Raw genomic sequence first — 22993 nt, forward strand, 5'->3', positions numbered from 1 at the left:
GCGATTATACTCGCACCAGGAGGCTAGTTTTTTAGGCAAATACAAATTGCCTGTAAAACTAGGCATATGTTTTCAACAAAAGCTCATCAGTATACCAAAATTTAATGTCATGTGCTAACCCAAGCATTTAGAATGCCTGCGCTGGCAGGCTGCTACATTAGCTAGATGCTATATATTTTATATTCCAGAGTGGGTCTTGCTTCCTACTGAGCGAACAGGTGAGGATTCTGAGAAAGGCGAGCTTAATCAGGCTACAGATTCCTTATGGTCTTTATCGTTGCCAGGCGAGGTTGATATGCTCGAATCGTGTACCTTCGTAATTTTCGGTGCTACCGGTAATCTAAGCCGTAATAAGCTATTACCTGCGCTCTATCATTTGGAGGTGGAGCAACAATTGCCCAATAAAATGGCAATTGTCGGTCTTGGACGTCAAGATTGGAATATTGAGCACTGGCGTCAATGGGTGGCTGAAGAGATCGAATCCAAGGCGAGGGGCGGATTAGATAAGGCGATTTTAGCCCGTTTTCAACAACGGCTGTATTATTTTCAGGGAGATCTTACGGAAGGGAACACCTACCATCAGCTTAGGGCCTACCTGGAAGGAGAATCTCAGGCCTTTCCTGGCAATATAGTGTTCTATATGTCCATTCGCCCAGCAGAATTCGGAGTGGTTTCCGATAATCTAGGGATGGTGGGCCTTAACTCAGAAAAAGATGGTTGGCGGCGGTTGGTGGTGGAAAAACCTTTTGGCTATGATCTGGAAAGTGCCGAAAGCCTGGAAACTCGGCTGCATCGATGTTTTGCCGAGCGTCAAATCTTTCGCATCGACCATTACTTGGGGAAGGGAACGGTGCAGAATGTGTTTGTTTTCCGCTTTGCTAATTTGATGCTTGAACCCCTCTGGAACCGTAATTATATTGATCACATTCAAATCACCCATGCGGAAACACGGGGGCTTGAGGGGCGGGCAGGGTATTACGAAGGGACCGGTGCCTTACGAGATATGATCCAAAGTCACCTTCTACAGATGCTTGCCCTCGTGGCAATGGAACCGCCGCCGAGTATGGATCCAGAATCCTTGCGGGATGAGAAAGTCAAGGTATTAAAGTCCATCCGCCCTATTCCTGCAAGTGCTGTCAATGCTCATGCTTTTCGGGCTCAGTATGCACCCGGCACCCTCCAGAATGAAAAAGTGCTAGGCTATTTGGACGAAAAAGGGGTCGCCGAGGATAGTACGACGGAGACTTATGCGGCCCTCAAGCTTTATATCGATAATTGGCGCTGGCGTGGTGTGCCGTTTTATTTGCGCACGGGCAAACGGATGGCCACCACCACCTCCCAGATCTCGATCCGTTTTAAACATGTGCCTCAACAGCTATTTCGCCAAACCCCCATCCATCGCATCGAACCCAATTGGCTCTTGCTCGGTATCCAACCTAATGAGTGCCTACGGCTTGAATTACAGGTTAAAGAGCCAGGGCTGGAAATGCGGGCCTACACCACGACCCTGGATGCCGCCTACTGCAGTCAAGGGGAAATTAAATTGGATGCCTATGAGGCGCTGCTTTTGGATGTCATTGAGGGGGACAATTCTCTATTTTTGCGTTATGACGAAGTGCGCTGGGCCTGGCGGGTGGTTGATCCCATCCTTAAGGTGTGGGCAAGTGAGCGGGAGTTTATCCATAGTTATGGGGCGGGCAGTTGGGGACCGTCTGAAACCTCGCGCCTGTTTGACCGTGATGACCAACGCTGGCGGAATACTCTTTAGCCTGGATTCTTCACCACTAAGACACAAAGGACGCGAAGATAGAAGAATCTAAGTCAGTTGAGAGAGATTACGGGAGATATTCCTTAGTTATATAGAGGTTAATAAAGCCAACGATTTTAATCTATTTTAAGGTTTTGATTTCTTTATGCCCTTCGTGCCTTTGTGGTGATCTCATGAATTATACGGGTTAGAGATAAAAGTCTATGACGCAACAAACACTTCTGATCACAGGGGGGGCTGGTTTTATCGGCTCTGCCGTAGTACGGCATTTCATTGAAAACACAAACCAAAAGGTGATTAATGTGGATAAACTCACCTATGCCGGTAATGTGGAGTCCTTGGAATCTATCGCCTCCCATCCCCGCTATGAATTTGTTCATGCCGATATCTGTGATGGGGAGGCGATGGCGCAGTTATTTGCCCAATATCGGCCCCATGCCGTGCTGCACTTGGCTGCCGAATCCCATGTGGATCGCTCCATTGATAGTCCGGTGGATTTTATCAATACCAATATTGCAGGGACTTATACCTTACTGGAAACGGCCCTAGATTATTGGCGAAAACTCGATAAGAGTGCCCAAGCCCAGTTTCGCTTTCACCATATTTCCACCGATGAGGTTTTTGGCTCTTTAGGTGAAACGGGCTTATTTCGGGAAGACTCACCCTATCAACCCAATTCACCCTATGCAGCGAGCAAAGCCGCTTCTGATCACCTGGTGAGGGCGTGGCATCATACTTACGGATTGCCGGTTTTAATCACAAATTGTTCCAATAATTATGGCCCTTACCAATTTCCGGAAAAGCTCATTCCCCTTATGGTGCTTAATGGGATTGAGGGTAAACCCCTCCCTATTTATGGCGCGGGTGACAATGTGCGGGATTGGCTTTTTGTGGAAGACCATGTGCGAGCTTTGCAAATCGTCCTGGCTCAGGGGCAGCCGGGAGAAACCTATAATATTGGTGGCCATAACGAACAGACCAATATCGAAGTGGTGGGGCTCATTTGTCGGCTGCTTGATGAGTTGCTTCCCGAGTCCCCCCATCGGCCCCATTGTTCTCTCATCACTTTTGTGTCGGACCGACCGGGTCATGATCGACGGTATGCTATTGATGCGGGAAAGATCGCCCGTGAATTAGGTTGGAGACCGCGGGAAACCTTCGAGACCGGGCTACGCAAGACCCTTCAATGGTATTTGGATAATCAGAATTGGTGTCAGCGGGTACTTGATGGTCGCTATCGTCGAGAGCGTTTGGGCACTAGGGGGCAAGCCTATGCGTAAGGGAATCATTCTTGCTGGGGGGTCAGGGACCCGGTTATATCCCGTCACGCAGCCGGTTTGTAAGCAACTGCTACCTGTCTATGACAAGCCAATGATCTACTATCCCCTCTCGGTATTAATGCTAGCGGGTATCCGGCAGATTTTGGTGATTTCCACCCCCCAGGATTTGCCTCGTATCGAACACTTATTGGGGGATGGTTCCCAATGGGGATTGAGTTTTTCCTATCGGGTGCAGCCTCGGCCCGAGGGAATTGCACAAGCTTTTATCCTTGCCAAAGACTTCATTAGGGGGGAGCCTTGTGCCTTGATACTTGGAGACAATATTTTCCATGGGGACGATCTTTCTTTACTGCTTCAAGGGGCCGCCGAGCGGGATTCGGGAGCCACAGTATTTGCTTATCCTGTTCATGATCCAGAGCGCTACGGGGTTGTCGAATTTGAAGATGGCCATAAGGTTTTGAGCATTGAGGAAAAACCTGCCGTACCCAAATCTCGTTATGCGGTGACAGGGCTGTATTTTTATAATGAGCAAGTGGTGGAAATAGCAGAATCCCTGAATCCCTCAACCCGGGGAGAACTGGAGATCACGGATGTTAATCGACATTACTTAAAACAAGGGCAACTATTTGTGGAAGTGATGAGCCGGGGGATGGCTTGGCTTGATACCGGTACCCATGACTCCCTGTTAGATGCCGCTTTATTCATCCATACCATTGAAAAACGCCAAGGGCTGAAGATTGCTTGTCCCGAAGAGATTGCCTATCGAATGGGCTATATCTGCGATTCAGAGTTAGAGCGCTTGGCCGGACCGCTGCAAAAAAGCGGTTATGGTGACTATTTGTTGAATTTATTGCGTGAAAAAGTTTATTAAATACCCATGAAAGCTAAGCCAACTAAGCTCCCCGAGGTTTTACTCCTTGAACCCCGTGTCTTTGGTGACAAGCGGGGCTTTTTCTTTGAAAGCTATAACAAGATAGCTTTTGCGGCAGCTACCGATATTCAGGCCGAGTTTGTACAAGACAATCATTCTTGCTCGGCAAGGCACGTCCTACGAGGTTTACACTACCAGATTCGGCAGCCCCAAGGTAAATTAGTTCGGGTCGTCGCGGGTGAAGTCTTTGATGTGGCCGTTGATCTACGGCGCAGTTCTCCTAGTTTGGGTCAGTGGGTTGGTTGCCACCTCTCGGCGGAAAATAAGTGCCAGCTCTGGGTTCCGGAAGGGTTTGCCCACGGTTTTTTGGTATTAAGTGAGTGTGCGGAGTTCTTATATAAGACTACGGACTACTATGCCCCGGAGTACGAGCGTTGCATTCGCTGGGACGATCCGGATCTGGCCATAGACTGGCCTTTGGAGGGGGCTCCGTTGGTGTCCCTCAAGGATCAAGCCGGTGTTGCTTTTAAAGAGGCGGAGCTGTTCTGATGAACAATACCCGGAAGCGGATACTTTTACTTGGTGCGAACGGCCAGGTAGGTTGGGAACTGCAGCGGACATTGGCTTCCTTAGGGGAGGTGATTGCTTTGGGGCGAGATCGTCTCGATCTGGCCCAAGTAGAGAATATTGGCTCTTGCCTTGCCGATATTCAGCCGGCCTTAATTGTCAATGCAGCGGCTTATACTGCCGTGGACAAGGCAGAAGAGGAACCGGAACAGGCCATGGCCATCAATGGCGATGCCCCTGGAGTTCTGGCTGAAACAGCGCGCCAACAGGGTGCGGCGCTTATCCATTATTCCACCGACTATGTCTTTGATGGGGAAAGCGCTTCCCCTTATCGGGAGACGGATACTCCCCGGCCCCTTAATGTATATGGCCAAACCAAATTGGCGGGGGAGGAGGCCATCGCCGCAGTGGGTGGAGCCTATTTGATCTTGCGAACCAGCTGGGTCTATGGGTTAAGGGGCCGCAATTTCCTATTGACCATGCAGCGACTTGCCCAGGAGAGAGAACGCCTCAAAGTAGTGGATGACCAATGGGGCACCCCCACCTGGAGCCGTTTGATAGCAGAAGGAACGGCCCAAATTATTGCCCAGTCCCGAGGTCAGATGCAGGACTATATTCGCCAACAGGCAGGTACTTACCACCTGAGTTGTGGGGGAAAAACCACCTGGTATGGTTTTGCGCGGATCATTTTGGATCGGTTAGCGCAAAGGACCACGCCGGTGGCGAGGCTGGAGGCTATTCCGACTTCAGGTTATCCCACCCCAGCCCCGCGCCCTGCCTTCTCTAGTTTAGACAATACCCATGTTCAGGACACCTTTGGGATTCAGTTGCCCGATTGGAAGGAGGCGCTAGGGCTTGCGCTCTCAGATTGACTATCAAGAATTAAGCGACCCAACCTAATTCTTGAGCCCGTTGTCGCGCCAGCGCCGGGATATCCGTAGCAATAAAATGCTGATGCAGGATTTGCACTCCCAGGAGGTGATTGATGACTGCATCTAGCCGCACTTTAGTGGATATTGGCGTTGCTTCGGCCTCATGTAATTCAAACAGGGTGTTAACCCCTTGAACATCTAATAATCCAGCCTGGGCGATGGCCTCCTCGGTAAGATATTTTTGAGCCAATTGGTTCACGGCTGCCCACTTTTGGGGATCCGTATGGGCAGGTGGCGCCATGAAAGCAAATTTTTCTCGTTCATAAAGTACCTTAGGTAGTAACCCTCGCATGGCCTCCCGCAAGACATACTTTTCCTTCTGTCCTTTAATCCGCATAGCGGGGGGCAGTTGGGTAGCGAGTTCGGCCAGATGGTGGTCTAGGAAGGGGGGGCGAGCTTCCATGGAGTTGGCCATATCCACCCGGTCTCCCCCCCAGGTGAGGATCTGCCCCTCGAGCATGGTTTTGACCCAAACATACTGGGCCTTGTCCAAAGGATGACGGTCAGCCAGCATATCTGCGTCCAGATTCTCCGCGATAGCTTGTCCCGGTTTATAGTTTTCTAGTTGCTCCCGGAACGGAGCGCTCAGCAAGGCGGGGACATGTTCAGCCGCATGGAGCCAAGGCTGGAGGCAGCTAGGGGTAAAACCTATCAAGGCGTTCAGGGCCGAGTCTTGGGTTTCGCTCTCGGCCAGCATCGCCCCCCGGAACAGTTGGTTGCTCTGGGCTAGGCCCTGTTCCCATTGGGCTCGTTCCTGGGGGGAGAGGATATCAAGTCCGTGGAGGAACATATCTCGGCGGAAGGCGGGATAGCCCCCAAATAGTTCGTCCGAGCCTTCACCGGTGACGACCACTTTATATTGGGCTTGGTGGACATGGCGGCTCATTAGCAGTTTGGCAACCCCGAGGGTGTTGTAGATAGTTCGCTCGGTATGCCAGAGAGTTTCGGCAAAGTGGTCATAAAGGTGATCGGCCCGCAGCCGGATAATGTCTTGATCAGCCCCTGTTGAGCGCGCCATTTCCTGGGCGATGGGCGTTTCATCATAATCCGCATCATCAAAACCGATGGTGAAAGCTTTGACGGGTGACTGCTGGATGGCAGCCGAGAGACCTAGGGCGATGCAGGAGTCAATGCCTCCGGAGAGATAGCACCCTACCGGCACGTCTGCTTCCAGTCGAAGTTGCACGGCCTCGGTAAGCTTTGCCCGGACTCCTTCAATATAGTGCTCTTCCGGGAGGGAGTCGGGGTGATCCGATAGCCGGGGAAAATCAAGATCCCAGTATTTCTCTTCCCAAACCTGGAAATTCCCCTGTTTGCGCTCCACAATGACCACATGACCGGGTTTGACTTGATGAATATTCTCGAAGGCGGTACTGCCGGGTACCATGGTTTGCATCAATTGATGAAAGAGGCCTTCAGGGCTGAAGCGGCGTGGAACTTCAGGATGGGCAAAGAGGGCCTTGAGTTCGGAACCAAACACCAGGGTGCCGTTCACTTGGGTCCAATAGAGGGGTTTGATACCAAAACGGTCCCGCACGAGCATTAGCCGGTCCCTTTCTTGATCGTAGAGGGCAAAGGCAAACTCTCCCCGCAAGTGGGGTAACATGCCCTGTAGCCCTAGCCGGGGGTAGAGATGGAGTACCAACTCGGAATCACTCTTGGTTCGAAAGCGGGCACCGCGGGAGGTGAGATCGGCCCGGATTCGCTTGTAATCATAAAATTCCCCATTGGTGGTGAGCAGCAACCGACCGTCCTCAGAAGCAAAAGGTTGTTGGCCTCGGTTCTCTTCCAGATCGATAATGGAGAGGCGAGCATGACTGAAGCCGATCCCTTGGTTATTGAGGACTTTGTAGCCAAAGCCGTCCGGGCCGCGATGATGCTGAATGGCGGCCATGGCCACTAGAGTTTGGGGATCGATAGGATGGGAGGGGTTGAGGTGTATGTAACCGGCAATACCACACATGGTTTCATTCCTTTTATGGGTTGAGAATCAGTTCCTAGGAGGATGGCAAGCGGTGACTCCCCAAAAGGGAGTTAAGGAGTTTAGCTCGGATAATTCACGAGCTCACCACAAAGGCACAAAGAACACCAAATTTAAATGAGACCTAAGGCGCTCGGGGCAGGCGTGACCAGATACGCTGTCAATCCGTCCCTGGAAGCTCGACGTTGGCTTGCCACGCCAGCTGTTCTTGCCTGGCGGGCAAGTCCCCAGCTTGCCCCTTCCGGGGATGGGCGTTCACCGGTCTGCGTAGGTCCATCGGAACCACGGTCCCGGCTCACCCTTGCCGCCGACGGTCTGGTCACGCTGATCCCAAGCCCAATGGAATTCTATCTAAATGGGAACCGTTATAAATCATATGTCTTGGTAGTGAAAAATCCAAGTTAGCTTTGCCCTGGGGTATCCATCACCTGATCGATACGTTGCACCAGGGAAGTCAGTAAAGCCATACGCATAAATACGGCCCCCCGGGCCTGAGCAAAGTACCAATTATGCTCCGTATTGTCCAAATCAGTGGACAATTCCTCTCCCCGGGCTAAGGGATGGAGAATAATCGCCCCGGGTTTTAGGGGAGAAGACCGGCAAAGCCTTAAGCCTTTTCCAAGCTTTTCAAAGCTGTCCCCCACCCAAGCGATAGAATTGATATATACCACGTCTAAGATGGGGAGTTCGGGATTGAGATGACGGGCTATCCGGAGGGTAAGACCGGAAAGCTCGAGCTCCTCCCGCTGATCTTTTGCAAATGCTTCTTCCTGATGGCAGATCACCACCACTTCTTTTATCGCTGGTGCAAATAAGGCTAGGAATAACAGCAGACTGCGCACCGTGCGCATGCAACTGGGGACCCCTACGATGCCCACCCTTATCTGGGCCTGGGCAGGGACCTTCGAGGCTATCAACTCAGGTCGCCACTTGAACAAGGTATACAGGTCGGCTAGGCCCTGGGTAGGGTGCTCATCGATGCCGTTCCCCGCATTGATAATAGGAATACGCAAGGACTCCAGCATCTTGTAGACGGCCTCCTCGCTGCCATCCCGTAGCACGACTAAATCCCCGTAGTTATTGAACATCTCGGCCACGTCGGCTAGGGTTTCCCCCTTGGCGATACCCGTAGTGGCCGGGTCGGTAATGGACATTACATCGCCGCCTAGTCGATGCCAGGCACTCTCAAATGAAAGCCGGGTACGGGTGCTGGGTTCATAAAAGGCATTGATGAGGATCTTACCGGTGAGAGGCAATTGCATCCGGGTGGGGGTGGTTTCGTAAAGGGCCGCTAGACGGCTGAGTTGAATGACCTTCTCCCGGTCGAATTGGCGGGCGCTGAGCACAGGACGGTTAGCCAGATCCACCAAAGGCGCCGGATTTTCTGGAATCTGCTCCATGAGGGCCAAGGGCCGTTCAATGCCGGCCGTATCGTCCTTGGGCTGTAAAGGCTCCTTTAATAATGGGTTGAATTTCTTCACCATAATTGTCCCTTTATCCAATCACGAAGCAGCAATACGAGCAAAACTAAAGGCGCAGCGGAGGTGATGATTAGGGCTGCCGTAACTAACCCAGTCAGCCATTCTGCCGATATTAGCATGGGGTTTCCTCTTGCGGATGAGCTTCTTGTAATCTATCCCAGTTAAAATCTCTGGGCCAAAGCCAGGTGCTTAAGAGCACGATAACCATGGACACGAAGGCCCCTACCAGGGCAGCCACATAAAACCCGATGGCAAAATAACTGGAGAGACCGGCAATGCTACCGAGGGCCATAGCTGCGACTGCTCCCATGGGATTGGTGCGGCGCCAATAGAGCCCTGCGGCAATGGGCCAGATGGTGCTGGCCACGAACGCGCCGGTGAAATAGAGCAATTCAGCGAGTGTAGCCAGTCGGGGGACGCATAGCAGCCAAGTCAATATCCCAAGACCGATTATGGTGATCACCGTCACTCGGCGGAGTTGCTGACCGGTGGCATGAGGGCGTAAGTGGCGCCGGTAGAGGTCTTCCACCACCAAGATGCTGGTCGCTGCCAATAAAGAATCTAAGCTTGATGAAAGGGCTGAGAACACCATAATCAGTACCAGAACTGCGCCAGTGACACCCAGCAATTCTCCGGCAACCATGGGGCCAACCATGTCTGCTGCCGGTATATTGAGATCCAGGGCGGGAACCGCTAGGGCAATAAAACCAGCCACGACCGGGATCGGCATCCATAGGATGCCGGCAGTGAAATAGGCCTTAAATCCTACTCCTTCTCGAAAGGAAAAAGCGCGGCTCCACCACACGTTAGAGTGGAAAACTTCACCTATCCCAAATAATAGATTATTAAAAAGAAACATGAGGGCGGCGGGCATCAGAAGATTAAGCAGTTGGGGGCGTTCTTCAATGACTGCGGCATGGATGCGGTCAAAACCTACGTTATCGATGGCGAGCCAGGCGATAACCACCAGTCCCGATAAAATCAGCAGCGACTGGATAAAATCGGTGCCGATGACGGCGCGAAAGCCTCCCAACAGGGTGTAGCTAACACAGATAGTTAAAATAATGGTCATGCCATAGTGATAGGGGATACCCGTTAGAGCATTGATGAGGATACCTCCCGCCATTCCCATGCTCACTAGCCAGCCGAGGCCGTAAAACAGGGAGATAAGGAGAAACAACCGCCAGGCCGTTTTTCCGTAGCGCAAGCGGATAAAATCACCGCTCGTGTAGCCATTGGGCATGAGTGTGCGGATCCGCTTGGCAAGCGGGGCAAACATGAGCAGCCCCACCGCTCCCAGGGAATAGCCCAGCATTCCCCAAATGCCCATCTGGAAGGCCAGCTGGGGGGCGGCCATGGTGGTATTGCTGGTCACCCAGGTGGCCATGGCGGTGGCAGTACCTAGGGCGAGTCCTACCCTGCGCCCGGCCAGCACATATTCGTCTAGGGCTTTGGCGTTGCGGCCCCAGAACCAGCCAAGCCAGACCCAAATCACGCTGAGAATGGCTAAAGTGATCCAGCCCAAACGAGGCTCTAGGATAGCGCTGTTAATCGAATTCATGGGGGTACCACCTGGTTGATTTCTTCAATGGCCTCATGGGTAGACATGACTCGTGCATAACGATCTTTCATAGTTTGTATGGTCGCCTTTTGCAGTTCAGGAGTAACCGTGGTGCAACCATCCTCGATCAAAGTCGTATAGAAACCGAGATCGCAGGCGTCACGAATAGCTGTGGAGACACATTCATTGCTATAGACTCCAGCTACGAATAGGCCCGTAATTCCTAAGTTGCGCAAGACATAGGACAAATTGGTGGAGCTAAAAACGCCGCTGGCGGTTTTATTAATAATGATTTCATCTCCTTGGGGAGCGATTTCTGGCAGAAATTCAGCCTCCTTAGAGCCTGGTGGAGCATAGAGTCCTAAGCGTTTATGTTGGGGGCCGCGATCACGGCCGTCTTTTGTCAAGGACTGGATGCGGGTGTGGATTACCTCCAAGCCATTGGCTCGAAAGGTGTCTTGTAGGCGCCGTACATTCGGTAAGACGATTCGTTCTAGCTGGTCAAAGTAATAGAATTCGGGGACCTCTTTAGGGACTTGCTCCTTGGGTAAATGGGCAAAAACCCCATAGCCAGGTGCTGCATCCAGATATTGTAAGTCTACGACCAGCAGCGCGGTGCGGCCCCTTTCTAAGGATTCCACAACGGCAGGGATTTCTGTCACGGTCTCCCGGTAGCTGTCCCGTAATGGATCAAAACTTTCTTTTGAGGATGAGTTTGGATTGGCCATGATAGTATTAATGAAAGCTTAGTGGGCTAGTTGATAGAGCGTATTTAATGCTACGTTTGCTCCGGTTTCGATATCCTCCCAGGGAGTCCATTCGGCGGGGGAATGACTACGCCCTCCTTGGCTGGGGACAAAAATCATACCTGCCCGGGTAAGAGTTGCCATGATTTGGGTATCGTGGGCCGCTCCGCTTGGCATCTGCAAAGGCTCCACTCCAAGATTTCGGGCCGCGTCAAAAATGGCCTCCATGAGGCCTGGGTCACACTTGACGGGTTCAATCTCACTCAACACTTCAAATTCGAACATGAGCCCTCGGCGACGGGCAATCGCAGAGAGGGCACGGCGGAAGGCATCGGCCAAATCCTTAAGAATGACCGCCTCGGTGTCCCGCACATCCAGTGAGAATTTGACGCTTCCCGGAACCACATTGGCAGCTCCAGGAAAAATCTCTACCCGACCAATAGTCGCTACGCTACGAGCACTGCCATTTTCTTCCAGGATCCGGGGGATTTCTCCAGCAAACTCAGCCAGGCCTTGAAAGGCATCCTGGCGCATGTCCATGGGCGTGGTGCCGGCATGGTTGGCGGTTCCCTTAAGGGTGACCTCCCATTTGAACAAGCCGACAATTCCTTCAACCACACCAATACTGACCCCCTCTCGTTCTAAGACGGGGCCCTGCTCAATATGAAGTTCTAGAAAGGCTAGCAGGCTTTCCGGCTTGCGCCGGGCCCGCAGGATATCCGAGGGATTAAGGCCCTGGGCCGTCATCGCCTGGGAGAGGCTAATTCCGTCCAGGTCGCGGGCATTGTAAATAGCCTCAGGGGTAAGCTGACCGCAGATGGCCTGAGAGCCTAGCAGGCCACCGAAACGCCCTTCCTCATCGGTAAAAGCGGTAGCTTCTACCCCATAGCGCAAAGACAGCCCCAGCTCCTTGAAGCGGCGCAGGCACTCCAGTCCAACCAATACCCCTAGGGCCCCATCGAGGTGGCCGGCCCCCGGTACCGTATCAATATGGGAGCCGATCATGATGCTGGGGCGCTGACCATCCCAATTGAAGCGGGCATGGATATTGGCAGCGCCATCCACATACAGATCTAATCCTGCTTCTTGGATCCGTTTTTGGAGCCATTCGCGGGCAGCTCGGTCACCTTCGCTAAAGGCCATGCGGTAAAGGCTGTAATTTTCATGCCGGCCAATGCGGGCCAAGGCCTCCACATCCGCTTGAAGCCGCTCGAAGTTTACCCTGAGGGACTTCGCCATTACTTCGACCTCTCTTTTTTACTAGACCGGGCACCAGAGATGATAAGGACTAGGGTAGCAAGGAATACTATGGCCCCAGCAGTAAAGAAAGCAAAAGCGCGCTCGGGAGGATGGTGCCTGACGGTTACCGCTATTGGGGAACTCCATGGGCTTGTCGGCTGTCCCTGGTTCAGGGCACGGACCCGATAAAAATATTGGCCGTTGTCCCGTCCGCTAATTAGGGTCGCTTGATCAGGGCCTTGGTAAACTATTGTGGGGTGGGTGAATTCCGTATCATGGGCTTCTTGGAGTTCATAGCTTGAGGCTAACAATCCGTTTCCCTGCCATTTTAAATGGTAAAATCCTGCTGTTGCAGTACGGCTGTCAGAGACGAGTTCCGGGACAACGGCAGCCGTTTCAGTTGCCCATGCCGATGAGGCTATAGGGAGAAAGACCACAATAACTGAAATAATTAATCTTAATTTTTCCGTGATACTAGCTCGAATCCTCATGATCATTTACGGCTGTTTCGGCCCTATTTCTCCTGCCATGTCAGAAGATATGGCGAACGGGCCAGGGGTTGTTGGGTCATCATATCCAAGGCAAATCTTGTTTCATTATACAAGCTTAGGTCCTAGGTTCCATAAATGGAGAATCAATCCGTTACTGCTCACGACCGATCTCGTAAGTCTGGTGCTAAAAAAGGCGTTTGGATTTTCAGAAAGTTTGGAATTGTCCCATTTAGGCAGCGGCTGTTCAAATTAGTACAGGCCAAAATAGCCCCCTTAGGGCGCTTCTACTGGGCGCGCCCAAATTCTTTTATCGCACTGATCTTAGGGGGATTCTTGATTGTAGCCTTGCCCTTGTCCACCGGGCTAATTATCGCCACTGTGGAAATGGAATATTTGGCGCGCCAAAGTACGGCAGCTGTTTATAAAAGCGTTCGGGTAACCCAGGGAAGCCGAATTTTGGGACAACAGCTTATTGCGATGGAGCGTGCTGTGAGGCAGTTTCAGGTGTTGAATGACCCGGCGCTATATCAGGCCTATATGACTAATCGCAGCAAATTCCAGGATATTCTAGGGCAAATGTTAGAATTACCTCTCAGCGAGGAGCAGCGGCAAGGATTTGGCGCACTGGCGCGCAAAGAGAACGAAATTTACGATATTTTGAGGCTTAATATTTTAGATTCCGATGCCAGCAAACAAGCTATCAACCAGTTTCCTGGTTTGGCACGCCAGGCACAGGCACTGCTAGCGGAGAGTAACCAGTTAGTGGGCGAAGAGGTCAATGCTTTGCAAGAGACGGCACGCAAGGCGAAGGAGTGGCTTTTTTGGCAAGCATTAATTCTCATTCCTGCGGCAGTGGTCCTGGCCGGTTTGGTTACGGTCTTGATTAGACGGTATTTTCGTCAGTTTGATAACTCTATAAGACGCCTGGGTGATGGGGATTTTGAGACCCCTATTGAGGTGATGGGTCCCCGGGATCTGGAAGCACTAGGGCAACAATTGGATTGGTTACGACAACGCTTGGTCGAGCTAGAAGAAGCTAAAACAAAGTTTCTTCGCCACGTTTCCCACGAACTCAAAACACCTCTGGCCGCCCTGCGGGAAGGGGCGGAATTGCTTTGTGATCAGGTCACGGGCCGTTTAAATGCGCAGCAATTAGAAGTGGCCCGGATCTTACGTGACAATAGTTTGCGTTTGCAAAAGCTGATTGAGGATATGCTTAGTTTTAGCCTAGCAGGGAGTAGCCAAATCGAACATGTCCCCGAAGCCGTGCGGCTGGATCAGTTGGTTAAAATCGTGCTATCTGATCACAAGCCCACTACTCTATCGAAGCGGGTTAAGCTCATCGCGGATTTGAAGCCGGTGAGGATTTTGGGTGACCGGGAGCGTTTGAAAGTCATTATTGATAATTTAATGTCCAATGCCCTTAAGTATTCACCACCTGATAGTTCAGTGAAGGTCAAATTAGTCCAAGAAAGCAATCAAGTTCACCTTGATGTGTGTGATTCGGGTCCAGGAGTTGCGTCTGAGGATGGAGAGCGGATATTTGATTCCTTCTATCAAGGCAGGGCGCAGCCCCTAGGCCCCATTAAAGGGACCGGTTTAGGCCTTTCAATTGTAAAAGAAAGCGTCCTCGCCCATGGAGGTAATATTGAACTTATCAATGGGGGTCAAAAGGGAGCCCATTTTCGAGTTACTCTGCCCTTGACAGTGGCGGAGCAGCACCCATGAGGGAGATAAGCTATGGAGTAGTGCTAGGGATATTTATGCTGGCTTTGCTATTAGGCAGTTGTTCTGCAGTGAGGCTGGCATATCCAACTCCTGTTGATGAACTTTCTATTCCGCCACCCAACCACTTAGCACCGGATCCGAATAATTTGGAACTTCTGCTCCGTTACTATCGTGGTTTACGCTCTTTGTCAGAGGTGGCGCTGCGGCAGGAACTAGATCGAGCCTGGCAGGCGACCGCCAAAGAACCGACAGCCTTTGATCGCTTGCGATTGATTTTGCTCCTTTCTTTGCCCGAGACACCCTTCCAGGACTTGGAGCAAGCCCGGGAGATGTTGCATGATTTTCTAGAGACCGAGAATACGGAAGGACTCTGTGATTTGGCCCTGTTGCTCCAAGAGTTTGTAATGGAAGAGGCACAACAGAAACGTCACTACCGTCTCCTTCAAGAACAGCTTCAACAAAAAGAGGAGCAAGTGAGACGCTTGAGAAGTGGACTGAAGTACCTTGATGGTCGCCGTAAGCAGGAGCAGGAGTGGGCCAAGAGCTTGGAGAAGCAACTAGAAGACGAGCGAGGAAGAGCGGAAACATTAGAACAAAAGCTTGAAGCGTTGAAAACCATAGAAAAAAGGTTAGAGCACCGAAATCAATCTAAGGAGAGTTTGGAACTACCCGAACAGGGAAAAGAATTAGATGAGTGAAAAAAATAGGATTCTGTTGGTAGACGATGACCGTGATCTACTGCGATTGCTATCACTGCGTTTGGCTGGGCGTGGCTACGAAACTGTGGTAGCGGAAAGCGGGGAAGAGGCTTTGGCTCAGGTGGAGTTGGCCCGCCCTCAAGCCGTGATCACCGATTTGCGAATGGAAGGAATGGATGGGATGGTGTTGGCCGATTGCATTCACCGCAAAAACCCAGCACTGCCCGTGATTATTTTGACTGCCCATGGTTCGATCCCTGATGCAGTGCATGCCACTAAGAATGGAGTCTTTGCTTTTCTAACTAAGCCCTTCAATAGCCGGGAACTCTTGGCCCAAGTGGAGAAGGCGCTTCAGATTTCAGGTACCCACTACGACTCGGAGAAAGAGCCGGCAGAGAATTGGCGCGAGGAGATCATCACCCGCAGTCCACTGATGGAGGATCTCCTGAGTCAGGCCCGGCTAGTGGCTGAAAGTGACGCCAGCATTTGTCTGCGAGGTGACAGTGGAACGGGCAAGGAGTTACTGGCCAAAGCTATCCATAAGGCCAGCTCCAGAAACGAACAACCTTTTATTGCCGTTAACTGTGCGGCCATTCCAGAATTGCTATTGGAGTCTGAATTATTTGGCCACGCTAAAGGCGCATTTACTGGTGCAACCCGGGACTATCCGGGACTGTTCCAGGCCGCCCATGGGGGTACCTTGTTTCTGGATGAGATCGGGGATATGCCGTTTTCGCTCCAGGTAAAATTGTTGCGGGCTTTGCAGGAGCAGCAAGTACGGCCGGTAGGGAGTACTTCCACTGTTATGGTGGATGTGCGTATTATCTCGGCCACCCACAGAGATCTGGATGCGGAAGTGCGCGATGGCAACTTTCGAGAAGATCTCTACTATCGGCTTAACGTGGTGATGTTAGAGATTCCGCCCCTCGCTGAGCGGCGAGAAGATATCCTCCCTCTTGCTAGCCATTTTCTGTCAACTATTGGGAGTGGAATCAAGAAAAATGTTCGGGGGTTTTCCGCCGAGGCCATAGAGCTATTGGTGAGTGCTCCTTGGCCCGGCAATGTGCGCCAGCTCCATAATGTTGTGGAACAAACCGTCGCTTTGTCAACTACCCCCATTATTTCTGCTAAATTGGTCAAAAAAGCACTGCGGCAGCAGTCAGGCCAATTTCCTTCCTTTGCTGAAGCCCGGAGGCAGTTTGAGCAGGAATATCTGGCGGGTCTACTCAAAATCACTAATGGCAATGTGACTCAGGCGGCTCGTCTGGCCCAACGTAATCGCACCGATTTTTATAAGCTTCTGCAACGTCATAACTTGGATCCTTCTGCATTTAAGCCTGTGAAGCAGCAGTAAATACTAATTTAATAAAGCCGCGAATGCATGCCATCTCTTGAGCAGTGAGTTATGGAGTACGCAGAATTTGGGCTCATTATCGTGGCCCTTCTTGGGGGGATGCTCCTGGGCGGATTTTATTTTGGAGGGCTCTGGTTTACCGTTCGTCGTTTGCCTTATGTGGGGCATCCTGCCTTATGGATGATGTTAAGCCTAATGCTGCGCTCCGCGGTAGTACTTGCCGGTTTCTATTTCCTCTTTGGGAGGCACTGGGAACAAATACTGGCTGCTTTGGGGGGCATGCTGATTATCCGCACCTTTTTCGTACGTCGCCTCCGGCCAAAGAGCGAAGAGATGGCTCCCCCCTCATCCCGGAGACAGCAAGTATAGGGCCGGTAAAGCGTTAGGGGAACCTATTGTTTTTTGATGCGCTGGGATATGTAAGCTGGTGGTTGTTTTCTGCTGGAATAGGGAAAAATGAAAGACTTTTATGCTCTCTAAAACTCTACCCATCCTACTCTGGCTGTCATAAAAATTTACAGTTAGGGTGCAAATTTAATTTCAAAGATATTAAAAAACAAGCAATTACTGATTAGGCATTGTTTTTGCAAAGGTGTTTTTGTGGGCAGAAAGTACCCTTTTATTTAGTAGGGTGACATTCATAAAAACATAAAACATAGCTTCAGGGATAATGTGGTGTTGATTATGCCTGAATACGATGGGTGGAGATTATGCATAAACTTTTATGGTCTAGTCTATTGCTGTTTCTTGGATTTATAGCTGGTTCAGCCCAAGCTGTATTGATAAACGCACAGCTTACGGGAGATGGCCGGGCTGATAACCCTGACTTGCTCCAGATCGATGTTTTGATAGATGTGACCGGTAATGTTGCAGAGTGGGATATTACTGTCGATACAACTGACCACCCCGACATCAAGCTCCATGAGTTTTATTTTAATCTAAGAGATCCGTTTAACGGTGTCAGTTCTGATTCGCCTTGGACAGTTGAAACAAACCCGTCAGCGGGATCAAATACTGGAAGTGCTGATTTTTATTTTACCGATTTTGATCCAGCTAACTGGTTGATTCAGTCGCCTGCCGACACTGTAGGTGGGGGGACCTTTACGCCAAATTTCTTATTTGAATACTCAAGCTCAAGACCAAATGTTAATAATTTAACGTTATTGAGTTTTACAATGATTTCTAACATTGGCGATTTTGTAGCAGATGATTTTTTGATGGCGCCTAGTTCGATGAGTACGGATGGTGATTTGGGTTCCGGTCAATTGGGCGCTCATCTTCAGTCACTTGCAGTGAATAGCATCACTTGTCCTGAGGGTGAGTGCAGCGATAGTGGATTTGCTTTGGGTATTTACAGCAGTAGTGAAGGCGGTGGTGGCGGACCCCAGGAAATCCCCGAACCCGGTGTTCTGGCCCTCTTCGGCACCGGTCTTCTGAGCTTAGGTCTCATTGGCCGTCGTCGTAAGCATTTAGCTTAAAACAAAATTTTTGTATAAAAAATAGACACCGGCTTAAAGCCGGTGTCTTTGGGGTTGAATTCTGCTACCAGATTTCTGTTATTTATTTTTACCTCCCTTCTCATTGCCATTGCCATTGCTATTGCCTTTTCCTCCCCCGGAGTCTCCTTTATTATCGGAACCTACGTTGACTATTATTAATGTCGTAGCGGTATTTCCTGCCCTGTCCTCGGCGACTGCACTGATGCTATGGAACCCTATGGTGTCTTTACGGGTATTCCAACTGTAGGAGAGGGGGCTGGTGTCGGTTGCGCTTCTCATTGCCCCGTCGATGAAGAGTTGAATGGCGGCAAGGGCGGTGTTATCGCTGGCATTCACCGTGATATGCACTGTACCGCTAATGGTGCTACCTTCTGCAGGTTCTGTGATGCTCACGCTGGGAGGGGTGATATCGCTTGAATCCGGGGTGTTATCCACGAGTACGGTGACGGTGGAGGAAACCCCTTCGTTACCGGCAGCATCATAGGCATAAGCGGTAAGGGATACTGAACCATCGGCTACCGTTGTGGAATCCCAGCTAAAGCCATAGAGGGAAGTGGTATCACTGCCAAGGAACTGGCCATTGGCATAAAGGTCGACTCGGGTTACACCGGCGTTATCCTCGGCACTGACGTCGATGGCGACGGTACCGGACACGGTGGCTCCCTCGCTGGGAGAGAGGATGGCCACCGAAGGGGCTTGGGTATCGATAGAATTTGTCTCGCTGGCGGCAATTACGGCGCTGTAAGCATTAATACGGCCATAGCCGTAGAAGCTATCCCAACCGCTGCTACCCAGGTCATCGGCGGTGCTTTCTAAAATGGATTCTATTTCTCCCGGTGAGAGGAAGGGGTTGGCGGATAGGATGAGTGCAACGACCCCGGCAGTAGCCGGACTGGCAAAGGAAGTGCCAGAAACCGAGCCGTAGCCGCCGCCCCGGGTAGTGGTCCAGATTCCCTCACCGGGAGCGGAGACATCCACATAGTGGCCATAGCTAGACCAACTAGCTTTGCTGTCGCTGCTGGTGGTGGCAGAAACTGAAATCATGTAGGGGTTATCGCTGTAACCGGGGTTGCTGCCACTGTTGCCGGCGGCGACCACCACAATTCCCCCTAGGCTACGGAAATATTGGGCGGCATTGGAGACGGTCGAGCTGTTGGTCACATCATAGCTGATATTGGCCACCTGGGCGCCTTGATCAGCCGCCCATGTGAGGGCTTCTGCAATATCGCTCCAATAGGCCCAGCCATTACTGGAATCCGTGACTCGAAGGGGCATAATGAGGGCATTCCAAGCGATGGAGGCGACCCCCTGGCTATTGTTGCTGCTGGCTGCGGCAGTGCCAGCTACCTTGGTGCCATGGCCGTGGATATCCCAGGTGTTGCTATTATTGCTGGCCGTATTCCACCCAGAGAGAACTTTGCCAAACAGATCGGGATGGGTGTCATCAACCCCCGTATCTAAAACAGCCACAGTAATGTTATCCCCGAAGGCAGTGTCCCAGGCTAAAGGCGCCGCGATCTTTGGCAAGTGCCACGCACTTGGATATTTCGGATCATTGGGAATGGTTTCACTTAGCTCCACCACCCAATCTTTTTCGGCAAACTTGATGTGGGGATTGCGAGCCAGGGCCCGGGCCACGGCATCTTCGGCTTGTTCAGGCACATTCACGATATGGACATTGAGGGGACCGATACGGCCCTTAGAGGTAGCCCCCGCCCGGGCAAAGATTTTATTCAATTCTAAGTCTGGCAATCCCGCCTTAGGTTGCACCAGGAGGCGTCCGGGAGCCCAGGGCTTGGCTGGGGGCTCAGCTTGAGCCGGGGACATGAATAGGGGGAGGGCGGTTGCCAATAGAAAAAGTATGGAGACAGTTTTGATGCGTGAAGCAAAGCGCGCTCCTTGGCGCGCGATATAGTGTTCCATAAATGGCTCCTTTAGGTTGCAGGACAAAACTTTGGTGATCGGAAAATCACCGAATCTGGGTTCGGCAACTTCAGCTTGAAAACCTTAACGGCAGGTTTTACCGAGAATTCATGGGGGCAATTGGGAGTTGCTTCACATCCTTGAGAATTGGTGGAGATAGGGTGGGCAGAAAACCGCAGTGAAACAAATGGGGGAGTGGAGTGTAGTCGCTAGGTAGGATGTTCATCGGCAGTCGTTGTTATTGCTTTTTGAGTTTTATAGCATTTCTCGTTTAAATGAGACCTAAGGCGCTTGGGGTTCTTAGCGGCAGGCGTAACCAGATACGCTGTCAATCCATTCCTGGAAGCTCGATGTCGGCTTGCCACGCCAGCCTTTCCTGCCGGCGGGCAAGTCCTGCCTGGACGGGCGTTCACCGGTCTGCGTGGGTCCACCGGACCCACGGTCCCGGCTCACCCCTGCCGCCGACGGTCTGGTCACGTTGACCTCAAGCCCGATGGAGTTCCATCTCGTTAACATCCCCGCAGAACCCCCGTTCTGAACCCATCAGCAGATAGATGTGCCGGGAATCTTGGGCAAGGGGTTGGTGTGGGGGGTAGAAGTGATGAAAGTCAGCGGCAACCGCCTTAACGCTATTCACCACCTGTTGTTGGGCGGGGAGCAAACGCCCGAGCTTGCGGGGCTCCAACAGCGCAAGCATTTTCATGCTGTCCATGATGCTACTGATCTCCTGCAGGGAATGAAGGTGTTGCTTGATTTCCCTGCGTCGGCTCATTGCTTATCTTTGGAGGTGGTCAACAGCCATTTTTCCAATATGTGTAGCCAGTTGCTCCGATAAAAATAGGTAGAACTCCTAATATTATCGGCCTATCCGAGGTTCTATACTTAAAGTATGAATTTGGCTTATTGAAGGCCACAAAGAGTTGTCATTTTTTTAGTGGCTCAGGTATTGGGAATATGATTTTTTTGCAGCACCTCTGCTTATTCTCCTCTAACTCAAGTCTGGTTCGCGAGTTTCTAAAGCTTATTTTGTATGAGCCCGTTTAAGCGATCTGAAACTTTTACGGGTGGTGTTTATGATATTGTTCTAAGGAGTGATCATGGTTAGGAAAAAGACCCGCTTCCGTTGCGTTGCCCAAAAAGGGTGGTATTTTCTGACTCGGGAAGGCCGTATCGGTCCTTTCGATACCCGGCGAGAAGCCGAAGTAATGTGCCAGCGCTACCTTGATGAGATGATCATTCTCCGCAGGGAGCAACAAGGAAGGGTCCCGCAGGAGATCAGAAAAATAGCGTAAGAAATTAACTACCCAGATTAAAATAGATATCGCTGTTGGCCAAGGAAGGGGAAGGTTGTGAGGTATGTAAGGAGGAGAGAAGGGCGGCGTTTTCACCTATAAACTGTAACGCCGCCCTGAGAATAGTTTACTAACCCTTGAGGTGGACGGTGCTTGCCTGAGGGCCTAAATCTCCCTCTTCTTCAGTGAAGCGCACTTCCTTGCCTACTTGTAAGTCCTGGAAGTCCTCATTCAAGACACTATTTCGGTGAAAATAAATTTCCCGACCATCAATAGTTTCAATCTTCCCGTAGTCTTGTTCAGGGACTAGCAACGATATCCGACCAGAGGGGGGCGGTTCATGATGCTTAACGTTGCCCCGTTGCCGCTGGGAGAAACTCTCAAGTTGACGTTGGGCTGCGTTAAAGGCATCTCGGAGCGCAACATAAACGTCTTCGTGAGCTTTTTTTCCATGGTGTTCGCGGCTGACCACCAGTTCTCCGCCAGGCACCGTTAAGTCGATGCGGACATGATAAAGTTTGCCTTGGTGGCGGTGCCGATGAGGGGCCTCAACGACCACTCGGCAGCCCATAATACGATCATAGAACTGCTCTAATTTAGCGGCTTTTTCACGAATTCTGTCCTCTACGGCGATGGACGGCTCCATATGACGAAAGCTAATTTGTATAGGTAATTGCATACGGGTGCCTCTCCGACAAGGTTGGGCTTCAAAAATTTAATAAGGTATTGATGTGGATAGATTATCCAGCCCTGCTGGCCTGGATTTTTTAATTTGTTAAATGCAGTGTAAGAATAGTTCAAAGATATGAGCTTATTGGATGATGGGTTATTTCTAATCTTTTCGGACATATTCTGGCTAAACTAAAGAAACCAGTTTGCACTCCTTACTTGATTTATAGACCATCCATGATAGAAAAGAAAAGAGGGCAGCAGAGTAAATTTCAATTTAGAGAACGGCGTCAATAATTGGAAAGCTTATCAAGAAGATTAGCTAAGGTATTGTCAATTAAATTTAAAGTGAGATTAGTATGCCAGAAAGCAGTGGTGTCCCCAATGTGGGTGCACCCGACCCAGAATTAAAAAATTCCCCCATCGCCTTGGAAAGCGACGAAGAAACTGAAGTATTGCGGTTGGAAGTGCCGGGTGAGCCCGTCTGCTACTTTAATAATCAAAGCTATAAAAATGGCACCCATGTTTGTAGTAGTGGTGTTTTGCTTCGTTGTGACTATGGCGTTTGGGTGCGGGTGGGGCCTTGTGACCCGGACAATCCCTGAGTAGCCGATCTGATAGAGAGAAGAAGTTTAGAGGAATCGATTTCTCTCCGGGGGGGCTGCTCAGGAATTTCTGGCGGAATTTCTTCCGGCACCTCCTCCGGTAGGGGAGGTTCTTCGGGTGGAGCTTCTGGTGGGATTTCTTGGGGTACTTCCTCTGGAGGCATTTCCGGGGGGAATTCTGTTGGAATCTCAGGGTCTCCATGTAGCGACTTTCCCCCGTTTTCCATCACTCTATCAGGAAAAGGCCCACAGGCAGGTGTTAAGGTTAAGCTTTGTATTTTCCACATTGGGGAGGTCTCCTTATCGTA

Annotated in this window: 23 protein-coding genes; 13 read left to right on the forward strand and 10 right to left on the reverse strand. The window is 51.0% G+C overall.

The window, feature by feature from the left end:
• Positions 1 to 295 precede the first annotated feature (295 nt).
• From zwf to rfbD, 5 genes are all read left to right on the forward strand, one after another.
• Positions 296 to 1768, forward strand: a complete 1473-nt coding sequence (zwf, locus tag E3U44_RS08420; RefSeq protein ID WP_134357726.1) for a glucose-6-phosphate dehydrogenase — start codon at positions 296 to 298, stop codon at positions 1766 to 1768.
• A 203-nt stretch (positions 1769 to 1971) separates the two neighbouring features.
• Positions 1972 to 3048, forward strand: a complete 1077-nt coding sequence (rfbB, locus tag E3U44_RS08425) for a dTDP-glucose 4,6-dehydratase (protein ID WP_134357727.1) — start codon at positions 1972 to 1974, stop codon at positions 3046 to 3048.
• Complete coding sequence (gene rfbA, locus E3U44_RS08430) at positions 3041 to 3919, forward strand: glucose-1-phosphate thymidylyltransferase RfbA (RefSeq protein ID WP_134357728.1); 879 nt, start codon at positions 3041 to 3043, stop codon at positions 3917 to 3919. Before rfbB ends, rfbA begins: the two co-directional genes overlap by 8 nt.
• Before the next feature lie 6 nt (positions 3920 to 3925).
• Positions 3926 to 4468: a dTDP-4-dehydrorhamnose 3,5-epimerase gene (rfbC, locus tag E3U44_RS08435; RefSeq protein WP_134357729.1), complete on the forward strand. Its 543-nt coding sequence runs from the start codon at positions 3926 to 3928 to the stop codon at positions 4466 to 4468.
• Entirely contained in the window at positions 4468 to 5358 is an 891-nt protein-coding gene (gene rfbD / locus E3U44_RS08440; RefSeq protein WP_134357730.1) for a dTDP-4-dehydrorhamnose reductase, read from the forward strand. The genes rfbC and rfbD overlap by 1 nt, the downstream gene beginning before the upstream one ends.
• A gap of 10 nt (positions 5359 to 5368) precedes the next feature.
• Here the strand turns inward: rfbD and asnB are convergent, their stop codons facing one another.
• From asnB to E3U44_RS08475, 7 genes are all read right to left on the reverse strand, one after another.
• Positions 5369 to 7381, reverse strand: a complete 2013-nt coding sequence (gene asnB / locus E3U44_RS08445) for an asparagine synthase (glutamine-hydrolyzing) (protein ID WP_134357731.1) — start codon at positions 7379 to 7381, stop codon at positions 5369 to 5371.
• Positions 7382 to 7512: 131 nt separating this feature from the next.
• Complete coding sequence (locus E3U44_RS08450) at positions 7513 to 7722, reverse strand: hypothetical protein (RefSeq protein WP_134357732.1); 210 nt, start codon at positions 7720 to 7722, stop codon at positions 7513 to 7515.
• Positions 7723 to 7800: 78 nt separating this feature from the next.
• The gene (locus E3U44_RS08455) at positions 7801 to 8883 is read right to left on the reverse strand and encodes an aspartate/ornithine carbamoyltransferase family protein (RefSeq protein ID WP_134357733.1); all 1083 of its coding nucleotides are present in this window, start codon (positions 8881 to 8883) and stop codon (positions 7801 to 7803) included.
• Positions 8884 to 8992: 109 nt separating this feature from the next.
• Positions 8993 to 10441: a sodium:solute symporter family protein gene (locus tag E3U44_RS08460; protein WP_134357734.1), complete on the reverse strand. Its 1449-nt coding sequence runs from the start codon at positions 10439 to 10441 to the stop codon at positions 8993 to 8995.
• Entirely contained in the window at positions 10438 to 11169 is a 732-nt protein-coding gene (locus E3U44_RS08465; RefSeq protein ID WP_134357735.1) for a cysteine hydrolase family protein, read from the reverse strand. Before E3U44_RS08465 ends, E3U44_RS08460 begins: the two co-directional genes overlap by 4 nt.
• 18 nt (positions 11170 to 11187) lie before the next feature.
• On the reverse strand, positions 11188 to 12426 hold the full coding sequence (locus E3U44_RS08470; protein ID WP_134357736.1) for a Zn-dependent hydrolase: 1239 nt from the start codon (positions 12424 to 12426) through the stop codon (positions 11188 to 11190).
• Positions 12426 to 12917 carry a hypothetical protein gene (locus E3U44_RS08475; RefSeq protein WP_134357737.1) on the reverse strand — a complete coding sequence of 164 codons (492 nt, stop codon included), beginning with the start codon at positions 12915 to 12917 and terminating at the stop codon, positions 12426 to 12428. Before E3U44_RS08475 ends, E3U44_RS08470 begins: the two co-directional genes overlap by 1 nt.
• 333 nt (positions 12918 to 13250) lie before the next feature.
• Here E3U44_RS08475 and E3U44_RS08480 point away from each other — a divergent pair, with 333 nt between their 5' ends.
• From E3U44_RS08480 to E3U44_RS19585, 6 genes are all read left to right on the forward strand, one after another.
• Positions 13251 to 14645, forward strand: a complete 1395-nt coding sequence (locus E3U44_RS08480; RefSeq protein ID WP_240761781.1) for a HAMP domain-containing sensor histidine kinase — start codon at positions 13251 to 13253, stop codon at positions 14643 to 14645.
• Positions 14642 to 15343, forward strand: a complete 702-nt coding sequence (locus E3U44_RS08485; protein ID WP_134357738.1) for a hypothetical protein — start codon at positions 14642 to 14644, stop codon at positions 15341 to 15343. The genes E3U44_RS08480 and E3U44_RS08485 overlap by 4 nt, the downstream gene beginning before the upstream one ends.
• Entirely contained in the window at positions 15336 to 16697 is a 1362-nt protein-coding gene (locus E3U44_RS08490; protein ID WP_134357739.1) for a sigma 54-interacting transcriptional regulator, read from the forward strand. Before E3U44_RS08485 ends, E3U44_RS08490 begins: the two co-directional genes overlap by 8 nt.
• 51 nt (positions 16698 to 16748) lie before the next feature.
• The gene (locus E3U44_RS08495) at positions 16749 to 17066 is read left to right on the forward strand and encodes an ATP synthase subunit I (protein WP_134357740.1); all 318 of its coding nucleotides are present in this window, start codon (positions 16749 to 16751) and stop codon (positions 17064 to 17066) included.
• A 26-nt stretch (positions 17067 to 17092) separates the two neighbouring features.
• Positions 17093 to 17272 carry a hypothetical protein gene (locus tag E3U44_RS19290; protein WP_166805045.1) on the forward strand — a complete coding sequence of 60 codons (180 nt, stop codon included), beginning with the start codon at positions 17093 to 17095 and terminating at the stop codon, positions 17270 to 17272.
• A 135-nt stretch (positions 17273 to 17407) separates the two neighbouring features.
• Complete coding sequence (locus tag E3U44_RS19585; protein WP_206054927.1) at positions 17408 to 18175, forward strand: PEP-CTERM sorting domain-containing protein; 768 nt, start codon at positions 17408 to 17410, stop codon at positions 18173 to 18175.
• A gap of 78 nt (positions 18176 to 18253) precedes the next feature.
• Here E3U44_RS19585 and E3U44_RS08505 read toward each other — a convergent pair whose 3' ends face one another.
• Both E3U44_RS08505 and E3U44_RS08510 read right to left on the reverse strand, forming a co-directional pair.
• Complete coding sequence (locus tag E3U44_RS08505) at positions 18254 to 20119, reverse strand: S8 family serine peptidase (RefSeq protein WP_134357741.1); 1866 nt, start codon at positions 20117 to 20119, stop codon at positions 18254 to 18256.
• Positions 20120 to 20603: 484 nt separating this feature from the next.
• Complete coding sequence (locus tag E3U44_RS08510) at positions 20604 to 20891, reverse strand: F0F1 ATP synthase subunit gamma (RefSeq protein ID WP_134357742.1); 288 nt, start codon at positions 20889 to 20891, stop codon at positions 20604 to 20606.
• A 325-nt stretch (positions 20892 to 21216) separates the two neighbouring features.
• Between E3U44_RS08510 and E3U44_RS08515 the strand changes: the two genes are divergently transcribed.
• The gene (locus tag E3U44_RS08515; RefSeq protein WP_134357743.1) at positions 21217 to 21411 is read left to right on the forward strand and encodes a DUF6316 family protein; all 195 of its coding nucleotides are present in this window, start codon (positions 21217 to 21219) and stop codon (positions 21409 to 21411) included.
• A gap of 130 nt (positions 21412 to 21541) precedes the next feature.
• Here the strand turns inward: E3U44_RS08515 and E3U44_RS08520 are convergent, their stop codons facing one another.
• Complete coding sequence (locus tag E3U44_RS08520) at positions 21542 to 22090, reverse strand: HPF/RaiA family ribosome-associated protein (RefSeq protein ID WP_134357744.1); 549 nt, start codon at positions 22088 to 22090, stop codon at positions 21542 to 21544.
• A gap of 349 nt (positions 22091 to 22439) precedes the next feature.
• Here E3U44_RS08520 and E3U44_RS08525 point away from each other — a divergent pair, with 349 nt between their 5' ends.
• Positions 22440 to 22685, forward strand: a complete 246-nt coding sequence (locus tag E3U44_RS08525) for a DUF1496 domain-containing protein (protein WP_134357745.1) — start codon at positions 22440 to 22442, stop codon at positions 22683 to 22685.
• The last annotated feature ends 308 nt before the right edge of the window (positions 22686 to 22993 follow it).

It is taken from the genome of Nitrosococcus wardiae, from assembly GCF_004421105.1.
Lineage (GTDB): Bacteria > Pseudomonadota > Gammaproteobacteria > Nitrosococcales > Nitrosococcaceae > Nitrosococcus > Nitrosococcus wardiae.